This window comes from Weizmannia sp. FSL W8-1119 (assembly GCF_038008605.1).
In the GTDB taxonomy this organism is placed as follows: domain Bacteria; phylum Bacillota; class Bacilli; order Bacillales; family Bacillaceae_C; genus Weizmannia; species Weizmannia coagulans.
Window position 1 is genome coordinate 2,419,229 of record NZ_JBBOZL010000001.1, and the last position, 26,194, is coordinate 2,445,422.

Here is a 26,194-nt window from a genome sequence, read left to right on the forward strand (position 1 = left end):
AAGCATTCACGGCAAAACGCTGTGAATGCTTTTTTTCGGATACGAGCAAAAACCGGGCTTGTACGGCCCGGCTTTACTTTCCGGTATTATTGGACTTCCATCCTGAGGTCGCCGGCTTTTGCCCAGCCAAACAATTTAAGGAAATGATAGATGCCGAGCGTCGTAAAAATGGGTAAAATCACACCCGCCGCAACATAAGCAAGCAACGCGCCGGTTCCCTGGTTGGCGAGAATATTAAGCGGCGCAATTAAAGAATTCAGACCGAGCCCGCCGAGTTCATACGGCACTTTCAAGTGAAACATCATCGTTGCAACCGGCGCACAAATGAGCGACGAAACAAACGGCGGAATAACAAGGCGCGGATTTTTCACCAAATTCGGGAACTGGACTTTTGGTGTAATCAAGGACTGTGCAATATTGCCGCCCCAGTCATTTTGTTTCAGCGACATTGCCGTAAAACCGACAAACTGGACCGTACAGCCTATCAGTGCAGCTGCGCTGGATACCGGATCAAGCTGCAGCGCAATGGCAAGCGCGGCCGAAGAAGCAGGTGACATGAGCAGGATGCTCCAGACGAGCGATACAACCATTGAACCGAAAAGCGGCGAACCTTGTACAGAGGCCGTAATTTCACCGCTCAGCCATTGCAAAAACGGCGTGGTGACAGCAGCAAGGCCAACGCCGGCAACACCGCCGGCAAGAATGGCGGCAAACGGAATTGCCATCATATCGAGCTTCGTTTTGCCGGACACGCGTTTCCCGACCCACGTTGCAACAACTGCAGCCAGCACAGCACTGACAGGCTGTCCGGTGACAATCGTAATCAAGCCGTCCTGGGTGGTGCCGATCGCATTTCCGCCGACCGCCGCACAAGCCATCGAACTGAAAATGACCAATGTATTGCCGCCAAGCTGATATGCAATCCCTGCGCCGATGGCCGGCGCCAACAGCGATTTTGTCGCTGCCCCGATCGTCAAAAAGCCGTCCCAGCCGAGGAATTTCCCAAACGTTTCAAACAAAAGGCCCAGACCCAAAGTCACGAGCACAGCGTTTGCTACCCCGGCAGATGCTTTATATGCCCTGTCAATGACATAATCTTTAGTTGCTTGCTTCATCTTTTCCACTCCTTGAAATATTCTGAATTAAAAGCCGTTACAATCGCCGTTTCTGTTTTAGTTTCCGTCTTCAATGATTTCCGCCAAATGCCGGCTTGTCCATCTAGATTTCCGCTCCTTTTTTTATGATGTTAAAATATTACGTTAGTTTTAAAATAAAGTCAACATTTAATTTTATTTAAAAATATTTTTTTCAAACTTTTATCTTCATTTTTATAGAGGAACTGGCAAAATTACACTATATTAATAAAATGATCATGTTAGATTTCCCTACAAAAATTTTCTTTTCAAAAAATGCCATTTTTCACGTAGCGGAATGTCCTGCGAAAAAGAGGCATGCCTTCGCATGCCCCAGCTCTACAAAAATATGTTTTTGAGGTCTGCCACATTTTCAAAAATATAATCTGCCCCGTGTTCTTCAAATTCGGCTTTTGCTTCTTTTCCGGACAAGCCGGTTAAAATGCCGGCAAATTGGGCGCCTATTTTTTGCGCAGCAAGCAGGTCTGCAAGCGAGTCCCCGACAATCAGGATTTCCTGCCCGTTTTCAAGCGGGAGGCTGCATTCCGTACAGTCGCGGGTGGGCGTGTTTTTCCCTTTTAAAGCAAGCAGGTAGGTAAAAGGATTCGGCTTTGCAAGCGGCGTATGGCCTCCAAGCTCCTCTTCCGCCTTTAAAACGTCGTCCGCCGTCACGATATGCGCCTCATGAAACAGCGGCAGCCAGCCAAGCGCCTGGAACGGCCCGTACGTTTCAAGCTGCGGCCTCCCCGTGCCGACGCCGAGTTTCAGCCCTTTCTCCGCCAAAAAGGAAAACAAGGCACCGATTTTTTCCGGTTCGGCAAGCGGGATCTCTTCATCGAGAAAGCCTTTTTTCCCCGTTTGCACGCTCGGCTTCCCGGTAGAGGCCATAATATTTTGGTCGCCGACATACCATTCCTGGGAAATCTGCTCGCACACCGACCAGAGCGCGCCTTTTTTGCCAAGCTGCGTATCTGTAAGCCCGAAGATTTCATAAGCAAGCTGGTCCAGCACTTTCAACAAATCCTGTTTTGTTTCGGGCCTCTTTGCAAACCAGTTTAAAAATATGCCGTAGTCGGTTTCAACCGGATAGTGTGCAAGCACCCCGCGGATTTCATGAAGCGTTTCATAATCGATTTCACGCGCCAGCCAGCCGCGGATCCGGCCTGCTTCCTTTTCCTTTATTTGCGAAAGCAAGTGTAACAGCTGGCAGGTGAACGTCAAATAAATCATATCCCAGTTGGCGTTCATGCCGCGCGATTTTAAAAACCGCAACACTTCATCATGCTGAAAAACATCAGCCCGGATCCGCCTGATTTCCTCATCTGTTAAGGCTGTTTTAAATTGTTCCGGTGCGAGCCCTAAATAATGGCCGCTATGTATCAATTCCCAGACGGTCAAGCCGGATGCGTCAAAATAACGTTCCTCGCTCAGCAATACCCCGTCCACATCAAATAATACCGTTTGAATCATCTCTTCACCTCTTTCCTACATCAGTGTAACAAAGGATGCTGTTTTTTTGTATCGTTTTCTCACTTTTCGGCCTGCATTAAAGAAAAGGCGCCCCGGGGCAAGCCTGGTGAACACGTCTGGCATGCCCCGGCCTGCTGGTGCCCGGTTCTAAAGCGAAACAACCTTATGTTTTTTTTTGCCGGCCGCAGCCAGCCGTTTGAAGTGGGAAATTTTATCCAGATCTGCATTTCCGCCGCTTACAACAATGCCAATATGCTTTCCCGAAACGCCAACTTTGCCGCTTAATACAGCCGCGAAAGCCGCCGCTCCTGCCCCTTCGACAAACATTTTTTCACGTTCGAGCATATAAATGATGGCAATGGAAATGTCTTCATCGCTCACCGTCACGACATCATCCACATACTTGCTGATTAACGGAAAAGTCAGCTGGCCGGTCTCTTTTACAAGAATGCCGTCCGCAATGCCCGAAACATGTTCGAGCCGACTGTTTCCCATCCCTTTAAAGCGGTTATAAACAGCAGGCGCCCCCTCGGACTGCACGCCGATGACGCGGATTTTCGGATCATAATTTTTCAGGAGGCAGGCCATGCCGGCAATTAAACCGCCGCCCCCGACCGGAATCACAACCGTATCAAGATCCGCGCATTGCTGGATCATTTCGAGGGCAATCGTGCCCTGGCCGGCCATCACTTCATAATCATCAAACGGGTGGATAAACGTTGCGCCTGTGATTTGCTGGTCCAAAACAGCTGCTTCATATGCTTCCTGGAAAGATTCGCCGGTCAGCACAACTTCCGCGCCATACGCCTTTGTTGCCAGCACTTTGGCAAGCGGCGTTTTTTCCGGCATATATATTTTTGCCTTCAACCCCTGTTTCGTTGCCGAAAAAGCGACACCCTGCGCATGGTTGCCCGCCGATGCCGCAATCACGCCGTTTTTTCTCGCATCCCCTGCCAGGTTCGTAATTTTATTCAGTGCGCCCCTGATTTTAAAAGACCCGGTGCGCTGCAGGTTTTCCATTTTAAAGTAAAGCCTTGTTCCTGCCATTTCATTGAATGTCGCCGATTCGTTCAACGGCGTCCGGTGCACGACCGGCAATAAGTTTTCAAATGCTGCTACAATGTCTTTCGTTTGTAAGAAATCCCCATTGTTCCCGTCACACTCCTGCGTTTTCAGACGCTTCAAATTTTGAAATTTCATCTTCAAGCAATAATGTCAGCCCGATTTCATCCAGTCCCTTTAACAGCATATTCTTCGGATACGGATCAATGTCAAAGTGGATGGACTTTTCTCCCGTTAATACCACTTGTTTTTCAAGATCAACCGTTAAAACGAGCCGTTCTGCCTGTGCCTTGCCAATCAACTCGCGCACTTCTTCTTCCGGCAACTCTACGGTTAAAATCCCGTTTTTCAGACAGTTATTATGGAAAATATCAGCAAAACTTGTTGCGATGACCACTTTAAAGCCGTAATCCTGCAAGGCCCACGGCGCGTGCTCCCGTGAAGAGCCGCATCCGAAGTTGTCGCCTGCCACTAAAATCTGTGCTCCCTCGTATTTCGGATCATTTAAAGGAAAATCTTCCCTTTTATTTCCGTTTTCATCGAAGCGCCAGTTGTAAAACAGGCATTCCCCGAATCCCTTGCGCTCAATCCGTTTCAAAAACTGTTTTGGAATGATCTGGTCGGTATCGACATTTTTTCGGTCCAATGGGAATACGAGCCCTGAAAAAGTTTGAAATGGCTCCATTTGCTTTTGCCCCCTCTCTCCGTATAGATGAATGAATTTACTTCTGCTGCCTGCTGCAAAAGAAGCAGCGCGCCATGCCACCATTTAGCGGGCCGGCACAGTCTGGCCGAGCTTCCGGACATCGACAAATTTGCCGTAAATGGCGGCGGCTGCGGCCATCTCCGGGCTGACAAGATGCGTTCTGGCGCCAGTCCCCTGCCGGCCTTCGAAATTGCGGTTCGATGTTGAAGCGCATCGTTCTCCGGCCGGGACAATATCATCATTCATCGCAAGGCACATGCTGCAGCCCGACTCGCGCCATTCAAACCCGGCTTCCGTAAATATTTTGTCAAGTCCTTCTTCTTCCGCCTGTGCTTTCACGCTTTGCGACCCTGGAACAATGAGGGCCCGGACTCCTTCTCTTACATGCCGTCCCTTTACAATTTCCGCTGCAGCCCGCAAATCGGCAAGCCGCGAGTTCGTGCATGAACCGATAAATACATGCTGGACAGGGATGTCTGTAATCTTCATCCCCGGCTCAAGGCCCATGTATTGCAACGCTTTTTCAACCGCCTGCCGTTCGCCGGGATCGTTGATTTCAGCCGGATCAGGCAGTTTTTCACTGACCGGGAGGCACATGGAAGGGTTCGTGCCCCAAGTGACCTGCGGCTCAATTTCTGCTGCATCCATTTCAAGCGTTTTGTCATAGACGGCGCCTTCATCTGATGCCAGCGAGAGCCAGTATGCCGCTTTTTCTTCAAAATCTTCCTTCGGCGCATATTTCCTTCCGCGCAAAAAGGAAATGGTCGTTTCATCCGGGCTGATCAACCCTGCCCTGGCTCCTGCTTCAATCGACATATTGCAGACGGTCATCCGCTCTTCCATTGACAAATTGCGGATCGCTTCGCCGGTGTATTCGACAATATGGCCGGTGCCGACGCCAATCCCGAATTTGGCAATGATGGCAAGGATTAAATCTTTAGCCGTCACGCCCGGCCCGAGTTTGCCGTTGATTTTGATCTGCATCGTTTTCGGGCGCTTTTGCCATAATGTCTGGGTCGCCAACACGTGTTCCACTTCACTCGTGCCGATTCCGAAAGCAATGGCGCCAAATGCACCGTGCGTGGACGTGTGGGAATCGCCGCATACAATCGTTTTCCCGGGCTGGGTGAGCCCCAGTTCCGGCCCGATGACGTGGACGATCCCCTGGTCCGGATGGTTGATGCCGGCAAGCGGGATGCCGAATTCCCCACAGTTTTTTTCCAAAGTGGACATTTGTTTTTTCGAGACCGGGTCTTTTGAAATCCGGCCCCTTGTTGTCGCAACATTATGATCAACGGTGGCAAAGGTTAGATCCGGCCTCCGCACTTTGCGGCCGTTTATCCGCAGCCCCTCAAACGCCTGCGGGGACGTGACCTCATGGACAAGGTGCAAATCAATATAGAGCAGGTCCGGCTTCCCTTCTTCGCGGTGGACCAAATGGTTTTCCCATATTTTATCGATAATCGTTTTCGGTGCCATCGTATCACTCCCATCTGCCGCTTTTCGTTTTTTGGAGATCAATCTCCGTTTTGCCAATTCCTTTTTTCATGATTAAAAATCCGTGCTGTTTTTCCATCCAGAAAACGTGCACCGCTGTAAACTGCCACTTGCCAAATCCTTTTTTATTGAAAGATACGCCCTCTTATTGAAAAATGCGCGGACGGGCTGCGCTGTTATTTAATTTTTCGATCAGCCGGTCTGTGAGCTCAATTGTACTGACCACTTTTCCGTTTGCCACCTGCAAATCGCCTGTACAATAGCCGTCTTGAAGCACATCATCCACTGCTTTTTCAATGGCCGCCGCTTCTTTCTCAAGCCCGAACGAATAACGGAGCATCAAAGCCGCTGACAGCACTGTCCCGAGCGGGTTGGCTTTTCCCTGCCCGGCAATATCCGGCGCGGAGCCGTGGACCGGTTCATACATGCCGAACCGGTCGGAACGGAGGCTTGCGGATGGCAACATGCCGAGGCTGCCGGTAATCACGGACGCTTCATCGCTTAAAATATCGCCGAACATATTCTCTGTTACAATGACATCAAATTGGCCCGGATTTGCAATCAGCTGCATCGAAGTTGAGTCGACAAGCATATGGCTCAATTCCACGTCCGGATACTTTTTCGCGGTTTCTTCCGCAATTTCGCGCCACATTCTGCTTGATTCCAGCACATTCGCCTTATCGACGGATGCCAGTTTTTTTCTTCTGATTTGGGCAAGCTGGAATGCTTTCTCAATAATTCTTTCAATCTCTTCCCTTGTATAGGCAAGCGTGTCTACCACTTCATTCTCGCCCGGCCCGCGCCTTTCACTCGGGCGCCCAAAATAGAGGCCGCCCGTCAGTTCGCGGACAATAACAAGATCGACGTTTTCCACACGTTCCCGTTTTAAAGGCGATGCGTTTAAAAGTGTGGCATATGCTTTAACCGGGCGCAGGTTCGCAAACAGCCCCATTTCTTTCCGGAGCCCGAGCAGGCCTTTTTCCGGGCGGAGGGAAGCCGGGTTATGATCCCATTTCGGCCCCCCTACCGCGCCGAGCAAAATGGCATCGCTCCTGCGGCAAATGGCAAGCGTTTCTTCCGGTAGGGGCGTCCCCGCTTCATCAATGGCGGCTCCCCCAATCAGCGCATTTTCAAAAACGGCTTCATGCCCGTCATTGTCCAACACTGTTTTTAAAACGCGGATCGCTGCATCCATCACTTCCGGCCCGATCCCATCGCCGGGCAGTACGGCCAGTTTCATTTTCATTGTCGTTCCTCCCCGAAAATCACACCTGTACTTGTTTTCTCGATTGCTGTTCCATTGCGTGCGCCCTGTTGATTGCATTTAAAAATGATTTTGCGGAAGCTTCCAGTACGTCTTGGGCAGACCCGCGCCCGCCGCATTCAAACTCCCCGCATTTCACTTTGACAAAAGCATCCGCAAGCGCATCCTGCCCGGAACCGACTGACTGCAGTTTATAATCTTTCAACTCAATCGGACCGTCAAACAACTTGGTGATCGTATGGTAAATCGCCTCAACACTCCCCGATCCGGTGCCGGCTTCTTCAACAAGCGTTCCCTCCGGTGTTTTGATTCTTACTGTGGCGGTCGGAATATTCAATGTGCCATACTGCACCTGCACACTTTCCAGTTCATAATGCGCAGCATCTGCCGCATCGGTTTGCTTTTCGGCTAAAATGGCGAACAAATCGTCATCGGTCACTTCTTTTTTCTTATCCGTCAATGCTTTGAAAGCTTTAAACGCTTCGTTCAGTTTTTCCTGGCCAAGATCAAAGCCGAGCGCTGCCGCCCGTTCTTTAAAAGCGTGGCGGCCGGAATGTTTTCCGAGCACAAGCCGGTTGCTTGAGAATCCAACCAGTTCCGGAGTGATGATTTCATATGTCGAAGCCTCTTTTAACACGCCGTCCTGGTGGATGCCGGATTCGTGGGCAAAAGCATTCGCGCCGACAACCGCTTTATTGCCTGGTACAACCATCCCGGTCAGTTTGCTGACCAATTGGCTTGTGCGTTTGATTTCATCCAATTTCAAGCGGGTTTTCTTGTTGTAATAATCCTGCCTGATGTGAAGGGCGACCGCCACTTCTTCGAGGGCAACATTGCCGGCCCGTTCGCCGATACCGTTGATCGTCCCTTCCACTTGGAGGACACCGTGTTCAATGGCTGAAAGCGTATTGGCCGTCGCCATCCCGAGATCGTCATGGCAGTGGGCGGATAAAATGACTTTATCAATATTCGGAACGTGCTCCCGTATATAGTCATACATTTCACCATATTCTTTCGGCGTCGTATAACCGACGGTGTCCGGCAGGTTGATAACATTTGCGCCGGCATGGATCACTTCTGTAATGATCCGGACGAGAAAGTCTTTATCCGACCTTGTCGCATCTTCTGCCGACCATTGCACCAGCGGGAATTTTTGCTTCGCGTATTTCACAGCCTCAACAGCGATAGCTGCCACTTCATCTGGCGTTTTTCGCAGTTTGTATTGCATATGGATCGGCGATGTGGCCAGAAAAATATGGATCCTTGGCTCGGCGGAATGCTTCAGTGCATCCCAGGCTGCATCAATATCCTGCTTGTATGCCCTCGCCAGGCCGGTAACGGAACTGTTCCGGATGGTTTTTGCGATTTTTTCAACCGCTTCAAAATCCCCTTTTGAAGCGGCAGGAAACCCCGCCTCCATGATATCCACGCCAAATTTTTCCAGCTGTTTGGCAATTTCGACTTTTTCCACGGTGTTGAGGTTGACGCCTGCCGATTGTTCCCCGTCCCTTAACGTCGTGTCAAAAACATTAACCTTTTGCATTCACAGCCACTTCCTTTTGTTTAATCGGATTTTTGACAAAAGGCATTAAATCGCGCAGTTCTTCACCGACTTTTTCGAGCGGATGATTTTGCTCGCGTGTGTTGATGGCATTGAACATCGGGCGGTTTGTCTGGTTTTCAAGCAGCCATCCTTTGGCAAATGTGCCGTTTTGGATATCTTTTAAAACCTCTTTCATGCGCTTTTTCGTATCTTCATTCACAACGCGCGGGCCGGAAACGAAATCGCCCCATTGCGCCGTATCAGAGATGGAATAGCGCATATTTTTCAGGCCTCCTTCATAGATCAAATCGACGATCAGCTTCATCTCATGACACACTTCAAAGTAAGCGAGTTCCGGCTGGTACCCTGCTTCCGTTAACGTTTCAAAACCGGCTTTGATTAAGGAGGTCAACCCGCCGCACAGGACAGCCTGCTCACCGAACAAATCCGTTTCGGTTTCTTCCTTAAAGGTTGTTTCCAAAACGCCGGCCCGGGCAGCCCCGATTCCTTTTGCATAAGCAAACGCCAGGTCTTTTGCTTCCCCCGTCACATCCTGGTGGACGGCAACAAGCGCAGGCACCCCGGCCCCTTCTTCAAATGTCCTTCTGACGAGATGCCCCGGGCCTTTTGGCGCAACCATAAAGACGTCAACATTTTCCGGCGGGACAATCTGGGTAAAATGGATGTTAAATCCGTGGGCAAATGCGATTGCATTGCCGGGTTCGAGCCCTGCTTCCACTTCTTCTTTGTATACTTTTGTTTGCTGCTCATCCGGCAGAAGCATCATGATGACATCCGCTTCTTTTGCGGCTTCCTTCACAGGCTTAACGGAAAATCCGTCCTGTTCCGCGCGGTTAAACGACCGGCCCGGCCTGACACCGACAACGACGTCAAAACCGTTATCACGAAGGTTTTGTGCATGGGCATGGCCCTGGGAGCCATAGCCGACAACGGCGATTTTTTTCCCTCTCAATGCTTCTTCTTTGATGTCTTTTTCAAGATAAACTTTTGCCATTTTTCATTCTCTCCTTAAGTTCAAGATTTTTATTTTAATAGGGAATACGAGCTTAAATCGGTTACTTGTTTTTGCGAGCCGCGCAGAAATGCGGTCATCCCGGTACGGACCATTTCTTTGATGCCGTACGGTTTAAGCAGGTCAACGAGCGCCTCTACCTTGTCGCTGTCGCCGGTTACCTGGATGGTGACAGATTCCCTGCTGACATCTATGATGGAGGCACGGAACGGTTCGACAAGCCCGCCGATTTCGCTTCTCGTCTGCGGTGTGCTCAATACTTTAATCAAAGCAAGTTCCCGTGAGACGATGGCCTGGCCTGTGATGTCCTGGACTTTGATCACATCGATCAGCTTGTTCAGCTGTTTTGTCAGCTGCTCCGCCTGTCTGTCGTCTTCGACATTGACGACAATGGTCATGCGCGAGATGCCCTCCGTTTCGGTGCGGCCGACCGTAATGCTGTCAATATTAAACTGCCGCTTTGCGAGAACGCCGGTAATTTTGTTCAGCACCCCGCTCTGGTTTAAAACAGTGGCTACAACAATCCGCTTCATGGCTTCACCCCCATCATTTCATGCAAGCCTGCACCCGGCGCGACCATCGGGAACACCGCTCCAAGCCTTTTCACGCGGCAGTCGACAACGGCAGGCCCGTCATCCTCGAAAACGGATTTCAGCACCTGTTCGAGTTCTTCGTTGTTCGTTGCGCGGCAGCCTTTGATGCCGTAGCTTTCCGCAAGTTTGACAAAATCGGGCTGCACCGGGATCGTCGAATAGGAATAGCGTTCTTCGTAGAAAGATTCCTGCCACTGCCGTACCATGCCGAGATACTGGTTATTCACAATGAATATCTTGAGTGGCAGATTTAATTCTTTTACAACAGCAAGTTCCTGTAATGTCATCTGGAAGCCGCCGTCGCCGCTGATCGAAACCACCAGTTGGTCCGGACATGCGATTTGCGCGCCGATTGCGGCCGGAAATCCGAATCCCATCGTGCCGAGCCCGCCGGATGTAATCCACTTGTGCGGCTTTTCAAACCCGTAATACTGCGCAGCCCACATCTGATGCTGGCCGACATCCGTCGAAATGATCGCATCCCCGTTTGTGTAATGATGGATTCTTCGAATAACATGCTGCGGGGACAATTCCTCGCCGTCATCTTCGTACCAAAGCGGGAAATTTTCGGCGTATGCTTTTACATGGCGGACCCACTCATCCGTGCCGGCGTTTTGCAAATCTTCCGAACAAATCTTCTGCAAGGCTTCCTTTGCATCTGCCACGATCGGGATATCGGTTTTGACATTTTTGCCGATTTCAGCCGGGTCGATATCAATATGGACAACCATTGCATTCGGGGCAAAGTGGGCTAAGTTGCCTGTCAGGCGGTCATCGAACCTGGCCCCGATATTAATAAGCAGATCGCATTCGCAAATGGCCATGTTTGCCGCATACGTTCCATGCATGCCGCCCATGCCGAGAAAAAGCGGGTGGCGGAACGGAAAACTGCCAAGGCCGAGCAGCGTGTTTACGACCGGGATGCGGCACTTTTCCGCGAACTTGAGCAAAAGATCAGACGCCTTTGCATGGAGGATGCCGGCTCCTGCCAATATGACCGGTTTTGCGGAATAAGAGACAGCTTCCACAAGCTTTTTAATCTGGAGCGGATTCGGGCTTGTATTCGGCTGGTAACCGGGCAGATATACTTCCCGGTTTTCTCCCATTTCCACCGTGCCCTGCTGGATATCTTTCGGGATATCGACCACCACCGGTCCGGGCCGGCCGGATTTTGCAATATGAAAAGCTTCTTTGACGACCCGCGGCAAATCCCGCAAATCCCTTACCTGGTAATTGTGCTTGGTAATCGGGGCCGTCATGCCGATAACATCGGCTTCCTGGAACGCGTCCGAGCCGATGACGGAAGTGCCGACCTGGCCGGTAAAGACGACGAGCGGGAGTGAGTCCATCATCGCATCGGCAATCCCGGTGATCAGGTTGGTTGCCCCCGGGCCCGAAGTCGCAATGACGACACCTGGTTTTCCGCTAACGCGCGCGTAACCTTCTGCCGCGTGAATGGCCCCCTGCTCATGCCGGGCCAGGATATGCCTGATCGGCTGGTTGTATAGGGCATCGTAAATCGGTAAAACCGCACCCCCCGGATAGCCGAACATGACTTCGACTCCTTCCCGCACCAATAACTGGACAAGCGCCTCAGCACCCGTACATTCTGCTGTTTTCACATTGCCATCCATTCTTGCTTTCGCACACACGATTTAACCTCCTATTCTGATTTGCGCAGGCTCCTTGATTTATCCCAATAAAAAACGCCTTTCTCTCCTTGAAAACGGCAAAAGGAATAATCGTTTTTGCCGGTTTTGCAGGGATGAAAAGGCATCTTTTCATGGTACCACCCAACTTCACAGCGTTCTCACAAACGCCGCCTCATGCAGCATCGTTTACAAAATGCTGCTTTTGGTAACGGGTCCTCCGCTTCATGCGGCCGACCCGGCAAGTCCTAGTAGGCAGAACCGTTCAGACTTGCACTCAGAGGCGATGTCGTGACCGGGGTATTTACCGGGCTCCCAGCATCCCCGGCTCTCTAAAAAATACCTGATCCGATCACTTTGTCCCCGTCAACGTTTTTTGCGGTAATCCGATTTTTAAAACCCCGCCTGTATTCGCGGAAGTCACGAGTGCGGAATATCTTGCCAGGTAGCCGCTTGTGATTTTCGGCTCCGGCTGCACCCAATTTTGTTTTCTTCTTTGCAATTCTTCATTTGGAACATGAAGCTCAATCCTTCTGTTGATTAAATCAATCGTAATGCGGTCGCCGTTTTCAACAAGTGCGATCGGCCCGCCTTCCGCCGCTTCCGGTGAAATATGGCCGACGCAGATGCCGCGGGTTGCGCCGGAAAATCTGCCGTCCGTAATCAAGGCAACGGTTTTGCCAAGCCCCCGGCCCATAATGGAGGATGTTGGCGCGAGCATTTCCGGCATGCCCGGCCCGCCTTTTGGCCCTTCATAACGGATCACGACGACATGCCCTTCACGGACAAGGCCGCTGTCAATCCCTTTTTGAGCCTCTTCCTGGGACTCGAATACAATGGCCTCCCCGGTAAAGGTGTGAATATCCGGATCGACCGCTCCCACTTTGATCACGGCACCGTCCGGGGCAATGTTGCCATACAGGATGGATAAACCGCCGACCGGGCTGTAAGGATTTTCTTTCGGCCTGATCACTTCAGGATTGCGGATTTCCGCATTTTTCACATTTTCATAGATGCTTTTGCCGGTGATCGTCAGCCGGCCGGGGTGAATCGCCCCCTTAATCTTGCAAAGTTCATGGACAATTGCGCTGATTCCGCCTGCAAGGTGGACGTCGTGCATCGAGTAATCCGACGCCGGCATAATTTTTGCAAGATACGGGACTCTTTCCGCCACCTTGTTAATCCGTTCCAAATCGTAGTCAATTCCCGCTTCCCGGGCAATTGCCAGCGTATGCAGCACGGTATTGGTTGAACCGCCCATCGCCATATCAAGCGCGAAAGCATCATCAATCGCTTCTTCTGTGACAATATCGCGCGGCCGGATATCATTTTTGATACAGTTCATTAAATGACCGACGGCTTCCCGGATAATGCGGTGCCGTTCCTCCGACGTGGCAACGATGGTGGCGTTGCCGGGCGGCGTCAGGCCAAGCATTTCCATTAATGAATTCATCGAGTTTGCCGTAAACATGCCTGAACACGATCCGCATGTCGGGCAAGCGCTCGTTTCCAGCATTTTCAGCTCTTCATAACTGATTTTTCCGGATTTATGGGCACCGACGCCTTCAAATACCGATGTAAGGGACAACTGTTTTCCATCCGGCGCCATACCGGCTTCCATCGGCCCCCCGGAAACAAAGACCGCCGGCACATTTGTCCTCACGGCTGCCATCAGCATGCCAGGGGTGATCTTGTCACAGTTTGGAATGTAAAAGACCCCGTCAAACCAGTGGGCGTTGATGACCGTTTCGGCACTGTCGGCAATCAATTCGCGGCTCGGAAGCGAATACCGCATGCCGATATGCCCCATCGCAATGCCGTCATCCACCCCGATCGTATTAAATTCAAACGGGACACCGCCCGCTTCCCTGATGGCTTCTTTTACCACTTCCGCAAACTTATTGAGGTGTTTGTGCCCCGGGATAATATCAATATAAGAATTGCACACCCCGATGAAAGGCTTATCGAAATCTTCCGTTTTCAGCCCTGCTGCATATAAAAGGCTTCGGTGCGGGGCACGGTCGATCCCTTTTTTGATCATGTCACTTCGCATTCCATCACTCCCATTCTATTGCCTGCGGGGTTTTTCTTATGCCCGGTGAAAATCCGGATTTTTAAATATCCGCCCGAGAGAATTTTTCTATATTCTTTAATTGTTGTCAATCATACGACTTTTGGTCGCCGAGGTCAACCCTTTTCTGTCAACTTTTTTGACAATTTTGATTTGAGAATCTATTTGGAAACGCTTTCATTATTGATTTCATCGACTTTTTCCTTTTTCATTTTTTGAATTGCCCGGGGTTGGCCCCTGACTTCTTTCGTTTCATCTGCTTGCCGCTTTTTCAGATAGCTCTTGTATTGGGCCGGCTTTTGGCTTCTGTTCTTTCTTATCCCATTTCAGCAATTGATTTTTGCGACTTCTGTCCTTTTTGATGGCAGGGACGGGGCTAAAAAATTTTCTGGGAGAGATGTTGACAGATGAAATGTTCAGTGATAATCTTATTTTCAAATAATATAAAAAAACAAAAGTCGAGGACGGGAAGAGTAAGTTTGGATCTTGTTCCCCAGAGAGTTGGCATATTGCTGAAAGCCAATGTTCAAGGCCATTCCGAAGATCACCCCCGAGATGCAAAGCTGAAGTTTACAGTAGGCTTTGACGGCGATTCCCCCGTTAAGAAAGGAACACGTATGTTGGTACGTTGTATGAGGTGCCGCACGCTTTTGTGCGGAATAAGGGTGGTAACGCGAGCAAACTCGTCCCTGTTTCAGGGGCGGGTTTTTTGTTTTTCTCTATATTGCATCGAAAGGAAGCGGACATAGTTATGAAAAGAAACGAAGTATTGTTTATCGGCTTTATGTTGTTTTCCATGTTCTTCGGAGCCGGAAATTTAATTTTCCCTCCTTTTCTCGGCATCCAGTCGGGATCGTCTTACTGGCCGGCAATGGCAGGCTTTATCGTAACGGGGGTCGGGCTGCCGGTTCTCGTTATCGCGGCAGTCTCTTTTGTAGATGGCGGCATCCAGGCGATCGGAAACCGGGTCCATCCGGTTTTCAGTACAGTATTTACCGTGATTGTCTATTTATGTATCGGGCCGTTTTTGGCGATCCCAAGAAATGCAAACGTCGCTTATGAAATGGGGGTTAAACCGTTTCTTTCCGGGTCCGCCCACAGTTCGCCAGTCTCTTTGCTGTTGTTCAGCGCCGTCTTTTTCCTGCTCGTCTATTTGACCAGCCTGAATCCTGACAAAATGTCAAATACGCTCGGGCGCTGGATTACACCGGTATTATTGCTGGCAATGGCTGTCCTTTGCACAGCCGGCTTCTTTAAACTTTCTGGCCGCCCGTTTACGGCACCGGCAGCCGGATACCAGACCGGTTCTTTCTATAAAGGCTTTATTGACGGATACTCCACGATGGATGCGCTCGCTTCCCTGGCGTTTGGCATCGTCATTTTAACAGCGGTCAAACACCGCGGCGTCGCAAACCGGAAACAAATGACGGCCTATACATTAAAAGCCGGGTTGATTGCCGGCGCGATTTTGGCGCTCGTCTATGTCGCACTCGGGTTGATCGGCGCAAAAATGGCTGCAAGCGGCACGTTCCAAAACGGCACCGATGTCCTGACGGCAATGTCTTCCCTGCTATTCGGGCAGGCCGGAAAAATGCTGCTCGGTTTTATTTTTATGCTGGCCTGCTTTACAACCGTCGCCGGTTTAACAACAGCGTGCGGGCAATACTTTTCCAATCTGGTGCCGAAATTCAGCTACCATGGCGTTATCATTGCCGTTGCCCTTACCGGCTTTACGCTTTCCAATCTCGGGCTTAATACCATTTTAAAATTTTCCGTCCCGTTTTTGGAAATGGCTTATCCGGTTACGATCGTGCTCGTTGTCCTGACATTTTTCCACGCGGCATTCCGCGGTTCGAAAAAAGTATACGGCTTTGCATTGTTGTTTACGGGCGTGTTTGCTTTAATCGAAGGGCTGAAAGGGTTCGGCGTCCCGCTTGGCTTTATCGGGGCATTCGCCCAAAAACTGCCGCTTGCCGCCGCCGGCCTTGAATGGGTAATGCCGGCTCTTTGCGGAACGGCCATCGGGCTTTTATTCAGCCGGCTGGAACACCGCACAAAAGAAACACGTGCCGTCCAGGCAAGGGAACAAAGTTTGTAGCGGCCCGGAAAAGCTTCGAGGCGGCCAGCCTGGTCTCGCTTTTCCCACGGATCGGACCGCAATTCCCCCGGGAGGAACGTATGGGGAATTGCGGGCAAATTTTTCGCCCGGCGCAAAGCCTGTAATCGAATCATAAACGCTTTACGTTTTCAGCCGCAAAAAAAGGCCCCGCCTCCTGGAAAAGTGCGGGGCCTTTTTTATGATTTCTATAATATAACCGTTAATACAGCGTAATTTCCTTGTTTAAATCATCATATTGAATATATTTTTTCAATGCCTGCTGTAATGTCCCTTTTGTTTCTGCTTTATTTTCAAAGGAAAGGCCCCTTGTGACCATCTGCCTTACAATTTCCGGGCGCAGGCCGGTGATGACCACTTTGCATCCCATCATCGAAGTGCCGTCAATCATCTTAAAAATATGGTCGACTACCTCCATCTCTACTTCTGCAATGCCGGAGAAATCCATTATCAACGTTTGGACATGTAGCCGCCCTACCTCAAGCAAAACTTTTTCTTCCAAAATATTGGTGCGGAAAATATCAATAGAGCCGATTAACGGCAAAATACAGACGCTCGATGTAATCGGAATGATCGGGACGGACAGGTTTTCCACCAATCTTTTTTGCTGGTCGATCAGTTCATCTTTATAGGTAGAATACCGGATAAAAAAGTGATTTAAAAATTGGTCAATACGGTCATTGATTTTTTTCTCCATGTTAAAAAAGTAGTCCTGGTCCACTTCAATCCCTTTTTCTTCCCCGTACTTTCTCAGAAATACCCATAATGTCCGGCGGATCGCCTGCACCCACTCCAGTTTCAGTCCGAGCGTCAAAGAATGCGTTGCCCAGGCAATCCCTTCCTGGCGGGCAAAAGTGACCAATTCCTCATCCTGCTGTTCGACGACATACGTCACAATTTTAAAGGCATTATTCAACAAATCAATGTTCCCTATTCTTAAAATTTCATCAATTTTATCTTTTACATTTACGGCCTCATTTAATAACTTCTGTTCGAAGCTGTTTCTATTTTTCTTAAGGTATGTGATAATTTCTTCTTGTTCATTTACAATCGATCTCATTATTCCACACCTCATCTATTATGATAAAAGGATGGCTGTTGAAGCGGCGGCCGCCCGCGTTTTTTGCGGCCTGTCCGAAGATCAGCCAGGACAGGGAAAGATGGCCCCGCCTCTAAAAGAATACCATTCTTATACCCCATACACCAAATACATTAACATGATGCTATATAAATGAACTTAAATTCCTCCCCAGGACCAGGCGCCAATTTGCATGAGGATGACTTTTTGCAGTAGGCAACAGAGCGGCAATATCATGCATAAGGGGCCATTATTTTCACCCGGGTCTCCGGCCGTGCAAAAAGCAGCCGTGGACAATTTGCACCCGCGTTGCGGGATGGGCGGCTATTCGCGAAAGGGGTCTCCCCTATGGCTTTCCCCATCCGGCCAGGTTTTTCCTTTCCAACCGGCAAAAAGCCGCTCCATCCAAAGCGGCTTAAATGGCTGTTTCCCTTTTTTCTCTTGAAACCAATTGCGCGGTCATTTTCCTCCAGGCTGCTTTTGTATCCTGAAAATCGCGGTAATGCTGTCTGACGTTGCGGTGGTACTGCTCGAATTCCTTCAGTACATTCATAAAGTCATCCCGTCCGAAGTAGCGGCAAACTTTCGGAAGCGTCTCTTTCAGCCGGGCACGCACTTCCGCCATTTTTTCTTCATAGTTTTCCCTGTCGGTGATATACACATAAAGCGGCTTGTACCGGATCCAGCCGACACATGCTTTGTAAAAACGTTCCACGACCTGTTTCGTATCCGCTTTAATATAGCTTAAATTGGTCGGCAGCACCCCGAGCAGCAAATGCTGGTAAGCGCCGAATCCGTCATGGAAAGTATAGGCTGGCACGCGCAGCACGGTCCGGTCTGTCAGGCATGTGCCTAAGAAAGTATCCTCGCCCCGTGCATTCGGCGGATTGTAAAACGGCAGCACACGGTCCGGGTCTGTTAAATTCAGCGTCAAATTCGATCCTGAAATAAATTTTGCCCGGTTAATCTCCGGCACTTCTTCCGCCTCATCCTTTACAAGCACACCTGTATCGGCATATGTCACCCCGCCGTTTTTCATCACGGTTTTGATCGTATCCCAATTGACAATATCGTTGCTCAAGGCCTCAATGAGCGTGCGGAAATCTTTTTCTTGCAGTGCGTCATTGAAAGAAATGAACGGAATCGGGGAAATGTAGCCGCAATGGTATCCGTTCGTAATATCGGCATTCCGGATATGTTCCAAATGCTTCCGGAGCACTTGCTGGCCCCCCCAGACAGCCGTTTTCCTGCTTTTTGTCACGGCAACCGGATACTCGTCATCATCAAGAAAAATGAGATAATCGATGCCTCTTTTCAACGCCTCATAAACGATGATATTGCGTTTGGACGCGTATCCTTCGCCGAACAAAAGGACTGCTTCTTTTCTGCTCATGCCCATTTGGGATACGAGTTCTTCGGTTGCTTTACGCGTCTCCTTCTCCCCGATGAAATAAGCCCGGTCAATATCTTCCATGCATTCCGTTTCAATATGTACAAAGTCTTCAGGCTCTGCATTTTCGTAGTGCAAATCATAGGCAACAAACAAATGCAGCTTGATCCTGTCGCTCTCCGTCAGTTCGGATTCCTTCAAGTTATACATATACGTTTTTAAAACATTTTTAAAACTTTTTCTTCCTGTTGCAAATCCGATGCCCACATTGATTTCCTTTGCCATTTGTTTCCCTCTCCTTTTGCATTTCTATTTCCTTATACCCTGTTTGCATGCGGACCGAAACATGGCATAAATTCCCCGGATTGCGGGTACACTTCGATTATGTTGCGTGCAATGTTTGAATGAAGATGAAAAAGTGTAAAAAGATAAAAAAGGATGCGCCCTGTTTTTTCCAGAAAGCCGGGAAAAACGGGCACATGAAAAAAGGAGCAGAGCAATGGCTGGGCAAATTCCTAATGAATAAACGATTGATGATACCATTGATTTGATGAAAGAAGGGCATCTCTACGTTAAAAACCGGACGGACGATTATCATGCAATTTTGTTTGAAACCCGTCTGCTCGGGCAAAAAGCGGTGTGCATCAGCGGCGAGGAAGCAGTCAAAATGTTTTATGACCCGGAAAAATTCAAACGAAACGGGGCTGTGCCGAAACGTATTCAAAAAACGTTATTTGGCGAAAATGCGATCCAGACGCTCGATGGAAAAGAGCATCTCCACCGGAAAGCGCTGTTTTTATCGCTGATGGGGCCGGATGCGCAGCAGCATTTGGCACAAATGGTCCGGGCAGCATGGGAAGCGCGCATCCCCGAATGGGAGCAAAAAGACCGTATTGTTTTGTTTGACATCCAACATGTGAAAAAGAAAACGCCTGCCGGTGAATGGCGGGCGTTTTCTTTTTTCTCAATCGTCGCTTCCCAAAATGCCGAGAATTTGCAAAATGTAAATAAACAGGTTGATAAAATCAAGGTACAGGCTTAAAGCCAAAAGCGGGACCATTTCCTCGGAAATGCCATGGTGCTTCATTTGGTTAAAGTCAAAAACAACATACAGGGAAAAAACAATCGCGCCAATGAAGGAGTACGCGAGCATCCCGGTTGAGGTTAACGGGCTGAAAATGCTGAATATTCCGATGAAGATCAGCGCCAACAATGCGACAAGCAATGCGGTGCTTAAAAAGCCAAGATCCCTCTTGGTAACGGCCCCAATAACACCCATCACGGCAAAAATGCCGAACGTGGAACCAAAAGCGAGCAGGACGACCTCAGCACCGGCCTGGGATGCATAATAAGCTACAATCGGATATGTCGTAATACCGGAAATAAAGGTGAAAGCATAAACGAACAAATACCCAACGCTCTTTTTCCTTCTTAACCAGAAAGCGGCGATGACCATTGCAATTTCTGCAACCATCAGCGGCATCATAAGCGCAGGCGGAATGAATCTCCCCGTATATAAACCCGCCGTTGCAAACAGCAGTGAAACGGCAAAGACGCCAAGCACTTTCTGGAATACAGACCTTGATTGTATGGCCTCCATAAAATCCCTCCTTTGTTTTTCTTATTACTATTATATTTTCACATCGCCCCTGATTTCAATCTTTCCGTCCCATTTTAAAAAATTTTGCGAATGCCCTTGACAAAAATAGGTGGAACATTTAAAGTGTATTTAAACTAAATAATATTTAAAATTCTTATCCAGAGAGGTGGAGGGACTGGCCCCTTGAAGCCTCGGCAGCGGTCTTTTTTAAAGAACTGTGCCAATTCCAGAAAGCATTGCTTGAAGATAAGAAGAGCGGACGGTTCAGTTTTGCAATCCAAACCTCTTCTTATTGCAGAAGAGGTTTTTTAATGGGCCCATGCAGCTAAAAGCAATTTTTTTCTGCGCACAGCAGCTGTTTTAAAAAATATCCAGAAAGAGGGAATCATGATGACGAAAACATTAACAAAAGCGCCGTACAGGGCAGACATTGTCGGAAGCTTTTTGCGCCCGGCCCGGTTGCACGAAGCGCGGGAAAAATTTGCAGCGGGAACCATCCCGGCCGAAGACTTGCGTGCAATTGAAAATGAAGAAATCCGCCGCCTGGTCGGCAAACAAATTGAAGCCGGCCTCGAAGCGGTAACGGACGGAGAATTCCGGCGGAGATTCTGGCATACGGATTTCATGGAACATTTAAACGGGGTAAAAGGGTACGTGCCGAACCATGGATACCGGTTTGTCGGCATCGAAACGGAAGCTTATGACGTCCGGGTAACCGGAAAAGTCTCCTTTAACCCGGACCATCCGCACATAAAAGATTTTATTGCGCTGAAAGAAATCGCCGGGGACAGGGCGGTTGCGAAAATGACTATTCCAAGCCCGAATCAGTTTTTCAATGCCGGAATCCGCAATGAAGACATTTACCCGGATCTTGAAGAATACGCAAATGATATTATCCAAACTTACCGGGATGCGATCAAAGCTTTTTATGATGCCGGCTGCCGCTACTTGCAGCTGGATGATGTTTATCTTGCCGGCCTGTGTGCACCGAAACTGCCGTTTGCAGACAGTGAGCTCGAAAGGGAAAGATTGATTGATCTCGCTTTACATGTAGCAAACAGCGTACTGGAAGGCAAGCCGGATGATCTGACCATCACAACCCATCTGTGCCGCGGCAACTACCAGTCGAAATGGGCTTTTGAAGGCCCGTATGATAAAATTGCCCCGAAAATCTTTGCAAATGAAAAAGTAGACGGGTTTTTCCTTGAATACGACGATGAGCGTTCCGGCGGGTTTGAACCGTTGAAATACATTCCGGAAGGCGGGCCGAAAGTCGTGCTTGGCATTTTCACATCGAAAAAGGGAGAGCTTGAAGATAAAGTGCTGATCAAAAACCGGATTCGGGAAGCATCCAGGCATGTACCGCTCGAACAGCTTTGCATCAGCACCCAGTGCGGCTTCTCCTCCACCCACCACGGCAATCTTTTAACAGAAGAGCAGCAGTGGGACAAAGTAAAATATATTGTGGATACCGCAAAGGAAATTTGGGGATAAACCGGGAAAACCCGCTGGGGCAGCCAGCGGGTTTTTTATCATGATGGAGGCACGAATCCCTTTCCTGTCTGCTTGTTCATGATCGAAGCACACAGCCCTTGCTTTAATGCGAATGCTGGGCACGGTTGACATTCCCCCGAACCCCGTGTGCGTGGGCTGCTTCTTCAGCCGGCGATTTAATGAAAAGCGTAATCGCAAAAGAGACCAGGCAGAGAATCGTGATCGCATGGAATGTCGGCATAAAGCCCCCGAGAAGGGAAGCGATGACCGATCCGGATAATGCGCCGATGCCGAAGCCTTGGTAAATCACTGAATAATTGGCGCTTTGATTTTTCAGGCCGAAGAAGTCTGAAATAATAGCCGGAAATACGGTGACATTTCCGCCGAAACCGAAAGCAATCGCAGCAACACAGATAAAGAACAGGGCGAAATTTAAGTGGGCATAGCTCAAAATGGAAACCGCAACGGCCGTCGCGAGCAGCGTCCCTGATACCACTTTCATTCTTCCCACATGGTCTGATAAACCGCCGAGAACGAGCCGCCCGATGGTGTTAAAGACGGCAATCAGCGCCACTGCATTGCTGGCCGTCGCAACATCCAGCCCGACAAGCCTCGTGCCGATGTCTTTAACAAGGCCGATCAGATATAAACCGCTCATACACGCCGTGAAGAACACGATGAATAAGAGGTAAGCTTGTTTCGTTTTGAGCATTTCTTTGATGGTAAAATCTTTTCCGGCCGGCTGTTTGGACACAGTACCGGATGTGGTTGTATTTTCTGCTTCTTTCAAGAGGAAAGATCCGCCGGTGATCATGGCAATTGCAATCACTCCCCAGCAAAGAAAAGCCTGTGTGACACCAAACGAACTGAGGATGGCACCGTTTACAAACTTAAATACCAGGCTGCCGGTCCCGTATGCCCCGACGGAGATGCCTGAAACGAGGCCTTTTTTATCCGGAAACCATTTCATTAAATTGGATAAAGTCGTGATATAAGCTGTCCCGTCTGCATAACCGACAATAAGGCCTGCCAACAGATAGAGCATCCAAAGTGAAGGTGCAAATGAACTCAAGATTAATCCTGCGCCAAGCAAAATGCCGGAAAAAGCAACCAAGCGGCGCAGCCCCCATTTTGCCTGCAATTTTGTCGCAAACAATGTCGATACTGCAAGTGCCAGGCTTAAAATAGAAAATGTCGTCGATACTGCACTCAATTGCCACCCGAATTTATCAACAAGCGGCTGGTTAAATAAACTCCATGTATAAACAGTCCCAAGCCCCATTTGTACAATCATCGTCCCTAATACAATCAGGCTGCGGTTTGCTTTTCGTTCTAACATGTCCGATTCCCTCCGTTTCTTCTGTCCTTTTCTACAGTTCAAATTATAGTACGAAAATAAGGAGGGAACTCATTTTCGGAACGAGAATGCTTTAAAAAGGAATAAACGGTATACAGAAAGGAATGGATGGCACAGGAACAAACCGCTTCTTGAAACTTTCCCGCGCAATGTCCATAAAAGATGGCATATGGATAAAATCAGGTATTCCAATTTATGCACAATCTTCCTGAAAAACGGTATTGCCGGAAGCAGGCCGTGCCCGCTTTTTCGGCGCAACACCTTGGAGGATGGCAAATTGGAAAGCAGGCAACTTTTCACACGCGAACGGCTGCAGTGCGCAAAGTAGGCCATGCTATTTTTCACGCCCGCCCCGGCAAAAAAGAAAAAAGCCGACATACACTTTTTGTTCATGCCAGCCGCTTTTCCTGCATGGCTGGGCGCTTTATGGCGCTTTATATTAAAAATGCATCAGCGCTTTAAACTGTTTCACATTTCTTCTGCTTACCGGTATTTCCGCGTCCATCCCTTTTAAACGGAGCAAATACGTCTGATTGAACCACGGCACAATTTCCCGGATCTTCGTTAAATTTACAAGATAAGACCGGTGGCAGCGAAAGAAAAGATCCTCAGGCAAAAGGGACTGGAACTCGGATATCGCCATGGGCATTTCAAACGTTTCCTGTTGTGTATAAACAAGCGTGATTTTTTCCTGAGCGGCGCAGTAAAAAATATCGTTTGCATCCGCCACAATAATTTTCTCTCCCTTGCGCAAATTCACCCGCTCTTTCCGGTGAAGCCCGCCATTTCGCGGCACAGCCCCTTCTTCTCCCGGCAATGGATGCTCTCTTTTATACGCAGCCTCAAGCCTTTTCAACATGGCGGCAATTCTTTTTTCTTCATATGGTTTTAAAATATAATCAAATGCTTCCAGTTCAAAAGCCTGTACGGCGTGTTCCTTATAAGCCGTTGTAAAAATAATATACGGTTTATGCGCAAATTTGCTGATGCTTCCTGCCAGCAGCATGCCGTCCAGGGAAGGAATATTAATATCAAGAAAAATCGCATCTGTTTCATGTTCCTGTAAAAATTTCAGCACATCCAGCCCGTCTTCAAAACAATCGGTAATCTCAATCCCGCTGTACGTTTCAATCAAATACGCCAGTTCTTCACGTGCCGGTATTTCGTCTTCCACTATAATGGCTTTCATATTCTCCCACCTTCGGAACCTCAAAATAAACTTCTGTTCCGGGATTCAGCCTTCTGATGGCCAGGCCGTCTCCGTAAATCAGTTTGACACGGCGATGGACATTATAAAGGCCAATCTGTGTGACCGACATATTATCCTGGTAAACATGCTCAATCACTTCTTCCGGAATGCCTGCCCCTGTATCCGCCACACTGATGCGGACTTTATTTCCCACCTCCTTGACGGAGATTTTTACGATCCCCGGCCCTTTTACTTTTAAAATCCCATGGTTGATTGCATTTTCCACAAGCGGCTGGATAATCAGGCTCGGGATCAGCACGGATACGGCGTCAATCTCATATTCAACCTGCAGGCGGCTGCCGAATCTCGCTTTTTCAATCTCAATATAGTCGCGCACCTGCTGCAGTTCTTTATTGATATCAATAAAATCATCAGCCAATTCAAGATTATAGCGCATAAAACCGGATAAGTTCATGATTAATTTTCGTGCTTTATCGGGATTTCTGCGGGTCGTGGAGGCAATCGCATTTAACGCGTTAAACAAAAAATGCGGGTTGATTTTTGTCTGGAGCGCCTTCCACTCCGCTTTATTGGCTTCTTCTTTGATTTCTTCGATGCGCGAAATTTCCATGAGCGTTGAAATCATCTGGGCAAGGCCGATTGCCATTGTCTGCAGGGAGTAGGTGATTTTGTTCGCTTTTTTATAATAAATTTTCAATGTGCCGGTGACTTCATCCCGCTCCTTTAACGGAATAATCAGCAGGCACTGGATCTGCGGGGTCTGCTGGTCCTGGATATGGTTGCGGATCGTAATTTCCCCGCTTTTGATCGCAGTTTTTGTCAGATCACTAATAATTTCATGGCCGATCTGGTACCTTTCCTGTCCGAAGCCGACATAAGCCAGGATTTTTTTCTTATCGGTGATGGCAACTGCATCGGCGCGGATCTCATTTTTAATGATGGCGCAGATTTTTTCCAACGATTCTGCATTGATGGCGCGGAAATACGGCATGGTTTTATTGGCAATATCAAGCGCCAGTTTTGCCTGTTTTGCCGCCACAAATTCCTTCTCGCCCTCCACGCTCTTAATCAGCAGGACAATCAATCCAATATTGACGTCGCCCGCGATCATCGGGAAGGCAATTTTGGACACAATATCCACCCCGGTGCTGAACGGGTGGGCAAAAACAAGAATCAAAAGCATCGTTAATATTTCACAAAACATCCCGGCTGCGATCCCGACGAACCAGCGCCAGGAATTTTTCACTTTCCTGCTGATCAGGCCGGAAATGACGCCGGCTGTAATACTCGTAATCAAGCACGGCACGGAGGTAACCCCGCCAATATCTATTAAATAACGGTGCAACCCGGAGACGATGCCTGTGATAATGCCAACCCACGGGCCGAACAGGATGCCGCCGGATACGATGGCAATAATCCGCACATTGACAAGGGACCCGTCCACCTTAATGCCCGAGTAAGTCGCAAAGATGGCAAAACTGCAAAAGACTGCAGTGATAAAACTCAATTCAAAAACAGACGGCTGCTCCTGTTGAAAGATTTCTTTAAAACGCGGAATTCTCGTGATAAAAAATAAGCAGGTTAATAAAAGGGAAGCCCTCTCAAATATTCCCAGCAGCATTTCAAATGACGTTTCCACCGTGCTACCTCCCTCGCGGATGCCGGAAACCGCCCCTTTAAGGCTGGGCCTGGCGCCTGTTTTTTCATGTTTCCTAACTCCAGTTTACTCGATTCCCCGCGCAGTTGGTATGAAATTTAATGGAATTTATGGCGGCGGTTTTTTGTAAACGCAGAAACCCCGTTCTATATAGAAGACACCGGCTGAAAAAATGCCGGGAAAACGCTGCAAATGCGGGCTGTGCAGCAGGATGCTCAAACGCATCGAACGGCAAAAAAATTGCAGGCATCCCCTCCCGCAATCTTTCAGC

20 protein-coding genes, 1 riboswitch and 1 other annotated feature are annotated in these 26,194 nt (G+C 49.0%); of the genes, 3 read left to right on the plus strand and 17 right to left on the minus strand.

Features of this window, described 5'->3' with window-relative positions; all coding sequences use genetic code 11:
• Positions 1-86: 86 nt before the first annotated feature.
• The 11 genes from NSQ19_RS12010 to ilvD form a co-directional block, all read right to left on the minus strand.
• Positions 87-1,115, minus strand: a complete 1,029-nt coding sequence (locus NSQ19_RS12010) for a PTS transporter subunit IIC (RefSeq protein WP_340702898.1) — start codon at positions 1,113-1,115, stop codon at positions 87-89.
• A 357-nt stretch (positions 1,116-1,472) separates the two neighbouring features.
• Positions 1,473-2,603: an HAD family hydrolase gene (locus tag NSQ19_RS12015; RefSeq protein ID WP_340702899.1), complete on the minus strand. Its 1,131-nt coding sequence runs from the start codon at positions 2,601-2,603 to the stop codon at positions 1,473-1,475.
• A 147-nt stretch (positions 2,604-2,750) separates the two neighbouring features.
• The gene (gene ilvA / locus NSQ19_RS12020) at positions 2,751-3,803 is read right to left on the minus strand and encodes a threonine ammonia-lyase (protein WP_061575753.1); all 1,053 of its coding nucleotides are present in this window, start codon (positions 3,801-3,803) and stop codon (positions 2,751-2,753) included.
• Entirely contained in the window at positions 3,760-4,350 is a 591-nt protein-coding gene (gene leuD, locus NSQ19_RS12025; RefSeq protein ID WP_013860307.1) for a 3-isopropylmalate dehydratase small subunit, read from the minus strand. Before leuD ends, ilvA begins: the two co-directional genes overlap by 44 nt.
• Positions 4,351-4,434: 84 nt before the next feature.
• Complete coding sequence (leuC, locus tag NSQ19_RS12030) at positions 4,435-5,850, minus strand: 3-isopropylmalate dehydratase large subunit (protein ID WP_061577558.1); 1,416 nt, start codon at positions 5,848-5,850, stop codon at positions 4,435-4,437.
• A gap of 163 nt (positions 5,851-6,013) precedes the next feature.
• Positions 6,014-7,114 carry a 3-isopropylmalate dehydrogenase gene (gene leuB / locus NSQ19_RS12035; RefSeq protein ID WP_340702900.1) on the minus strand — a complete coding sequence of 367 codons (1,101 nt, stop codon included), beginning with the start codon at positions 7,112-7,114 and terminating at the stop codon, positions 6,014-6,016.
• Positions 7,115-7,133: 19 nt separating this feature from the next.
• Positions 7,134-8,675, minus strand: a complete 1,542-nt coding sequence (locus NSQ19_RS12040; RefSeq protein ID WP_340702901.1) for a 2-isopropylmalate synthase — start codon at positions 8,673-8,675, stop codon at positions 7,134-7,136.
• Entirely contained in the window at positions 8,662-9,690 is a 1,029-nt protein-coding gene (gene ilvC / locus NSQ19_RS12045; protein ID WP_017550959.1) for a ketol-acid reductoisomerase, read from the minus strand. Before ilvC ends, NSQ19_RS12040 begins: the two co-directional genes overlap by 14 nt.
• A 29-nt stretch (positions 9,691-9,719) precedes the next feature.
• Positions 9,720-10,241, minus strand: a complete 522-nt coding sequence (ilvN, locus tag NSQ19_RS12050; protein ID WP_013860312.1) for an acetolactate synthase small subunit — start codon at positions 10,239-10,241, stop codon at positions 9,720-9,722.
• Complete coding sequence (gene ilvB, locus NSQ19_RS12055) at positions 10,238-11,953, minus strand: acetolactate synthase large subunit (protein WP_340702902.1); 1,716 nt, start codon at positions 11,951-11,953, stop codon at positions 10,238-10,240. The genes ilvN and ilvB overlap by 4 nt, the downstream gene beginning before the upstream one ends.
• A 349-nt stretch (positions 11,954-12,302) precedes the next feature.
• On the minus strand, positions 12,303-14,003 hold the full coding sequence (ilvD, locus tag NSQ19_RS12060) for a dihydroxy-acid dehydratase (RefSeq protein WP_013860314.1): 1,701 nt from the start codon (positions 14,001-14,003) through the stop codon (positions 12,303-12,305).
• Between the two features lie 470 nt (positions 14,004-14,473).
• Positions 14,474-14,715: a binding site (T-box leader), on the plus strand.
• Between the two features lie 57 nt (positions 14,716-14,772).
• Here ilvD and brnQ point away from each other — a divergent pair.
• Positions 14,773-16,119, plus strand: coding sequence for a branched-chain amino acid transport system II carrier protein (gene brnQ, locus NSQ19_RS12065; protein ID WP_328004864.1), 1,347 nt, complete (start codon positions 14,773-14,775; stop codon positions 16,117-16,119).
• Positions 16,120-16,339: 220 nt separating this feature from the next.
• Here brnQ and NSQ19_RS12070 read toward each other — a convergent pair whose 3' ends face one another.
• A complete protein-coding gene (locus NSQ19_RS12070) occupies positions 16,340-17,197 on the minus strand; it encodes an STAS domain-containing protein (protein WP_340702903.1) in 858 nt (285 codons plus the stop codon).
• Positions 17,198-17,630: 433 nt separating this feature from the next.
• Positions 17,631-18,890: a hypothetical protein gene (locus NSQ19_RS12075; protein WP_340702904.1), complete on the minus strand. Its 1,260-nt coding sequence runs from the start codon at positions 18,888-18,890 to the stop codon at positions 17,631-17,633.
• Positions 18,891-19,155: 265 nt separating this feature from the next.
• Here NSQ19_RS12075 and NSQ19_RS12080 point away from each other — a divergent pair, with 265 nt between their 5' ends.
• On the plus strand, positions 19,156-19,647 hold the full coding sequence (locus tag NSQ19_RS12080) for a hypothetical protein (RefSeq protein WP_340703187.1): 492 nt from the start codon (positions 19,156-19,158) through the stop codon (positions 19,645-19,647).
• Here NSQ19_RS12080 and NSQ19_RS12085 read toward each other — a convergent pair.
• Positions 19,570-20,205, minus strand: coding sequence for a Bax inhibitor-1/YccA family protein (locus tag NSQ19_RS12085; protein WP_211062281.1), 636 nt, complete (start codon positions 20,203-20,205; stop codon positions 19,570-19,572). The genes NSQ19_RS12080 and NSQ19_RS12085 overlap by 78 nt on opposite strands.
• A 151-nt stretch (positions 20,206-20,356) precedes the next feature.
• Positions 20,357-20,458: riboswitch (SAM riboswitch) on the plus strand.
• Between the two features lie 137 nt (positions 20,459-20,595).
• On the opposite strand from NSQ19_RS12085, the gene NSQ19_RS12090 reads away from it, so the two are divergent.
• Entirely contained in the window at positions 20,596-21,699 is a 1,104-nt protein-coding gene (locus NSQ19_RS12090; RefSeq protein WP_061575744.1) for a 5-methyltetrahydropteroyltriglutamate--homocysteine S-methyltransferase, read from the plus strand.
• A 103-nt stretch (positions 21,700-21,802) separates the two neighbouring features.
• Here the strand turns inward: NSQ19_RS12090 and NSQ19_RS12095 are convergent, their stop codons facing one another.
• From NSQ19_RS12095 to NSQ19_RS12105, 3 genes are all read right to left on the minus strand, one after another.
• Positions 21,803-23,038, minus strand: a complete 1,236-nt coding sequence (locus NSQ19_RS12095; protein ID WP_328192247.1) for an L-lactate MFS transporter — start codon at positions 23,036-23,038, stop codon at positions 21,803-21,805.
• Positions 23,039-23,495: 457 nt separating this feature from the next.
• Complete coding sequence (locus tag NSQ19_RS12100) at positions 23,496-24,245, minus strand: LytR/AlgR family response regulator transcription factor (protein WP_017550128.1); 750 nt, start codon at positions 24,243-24,245, stop codon at positions 23,496-23,498.
• On the minus strand, positions 24,205-25,905 hold the full coding sequence (locus NSQ19_RS12105) for a sensor histidine kinase (protein WP_340702905.1): 1,701 nt from the start codon (positions 25,903-25,905) through the stop codon (positions 24,205-24,207). The genes NSQ19_RS12100 and NSQ19_RS12105 overlap by 41 nt, the downstream gene beginning before the upstream one ends.
• Between the last annotated feature and the right edge of the window lie 289 nt (positions 25,906-26,194).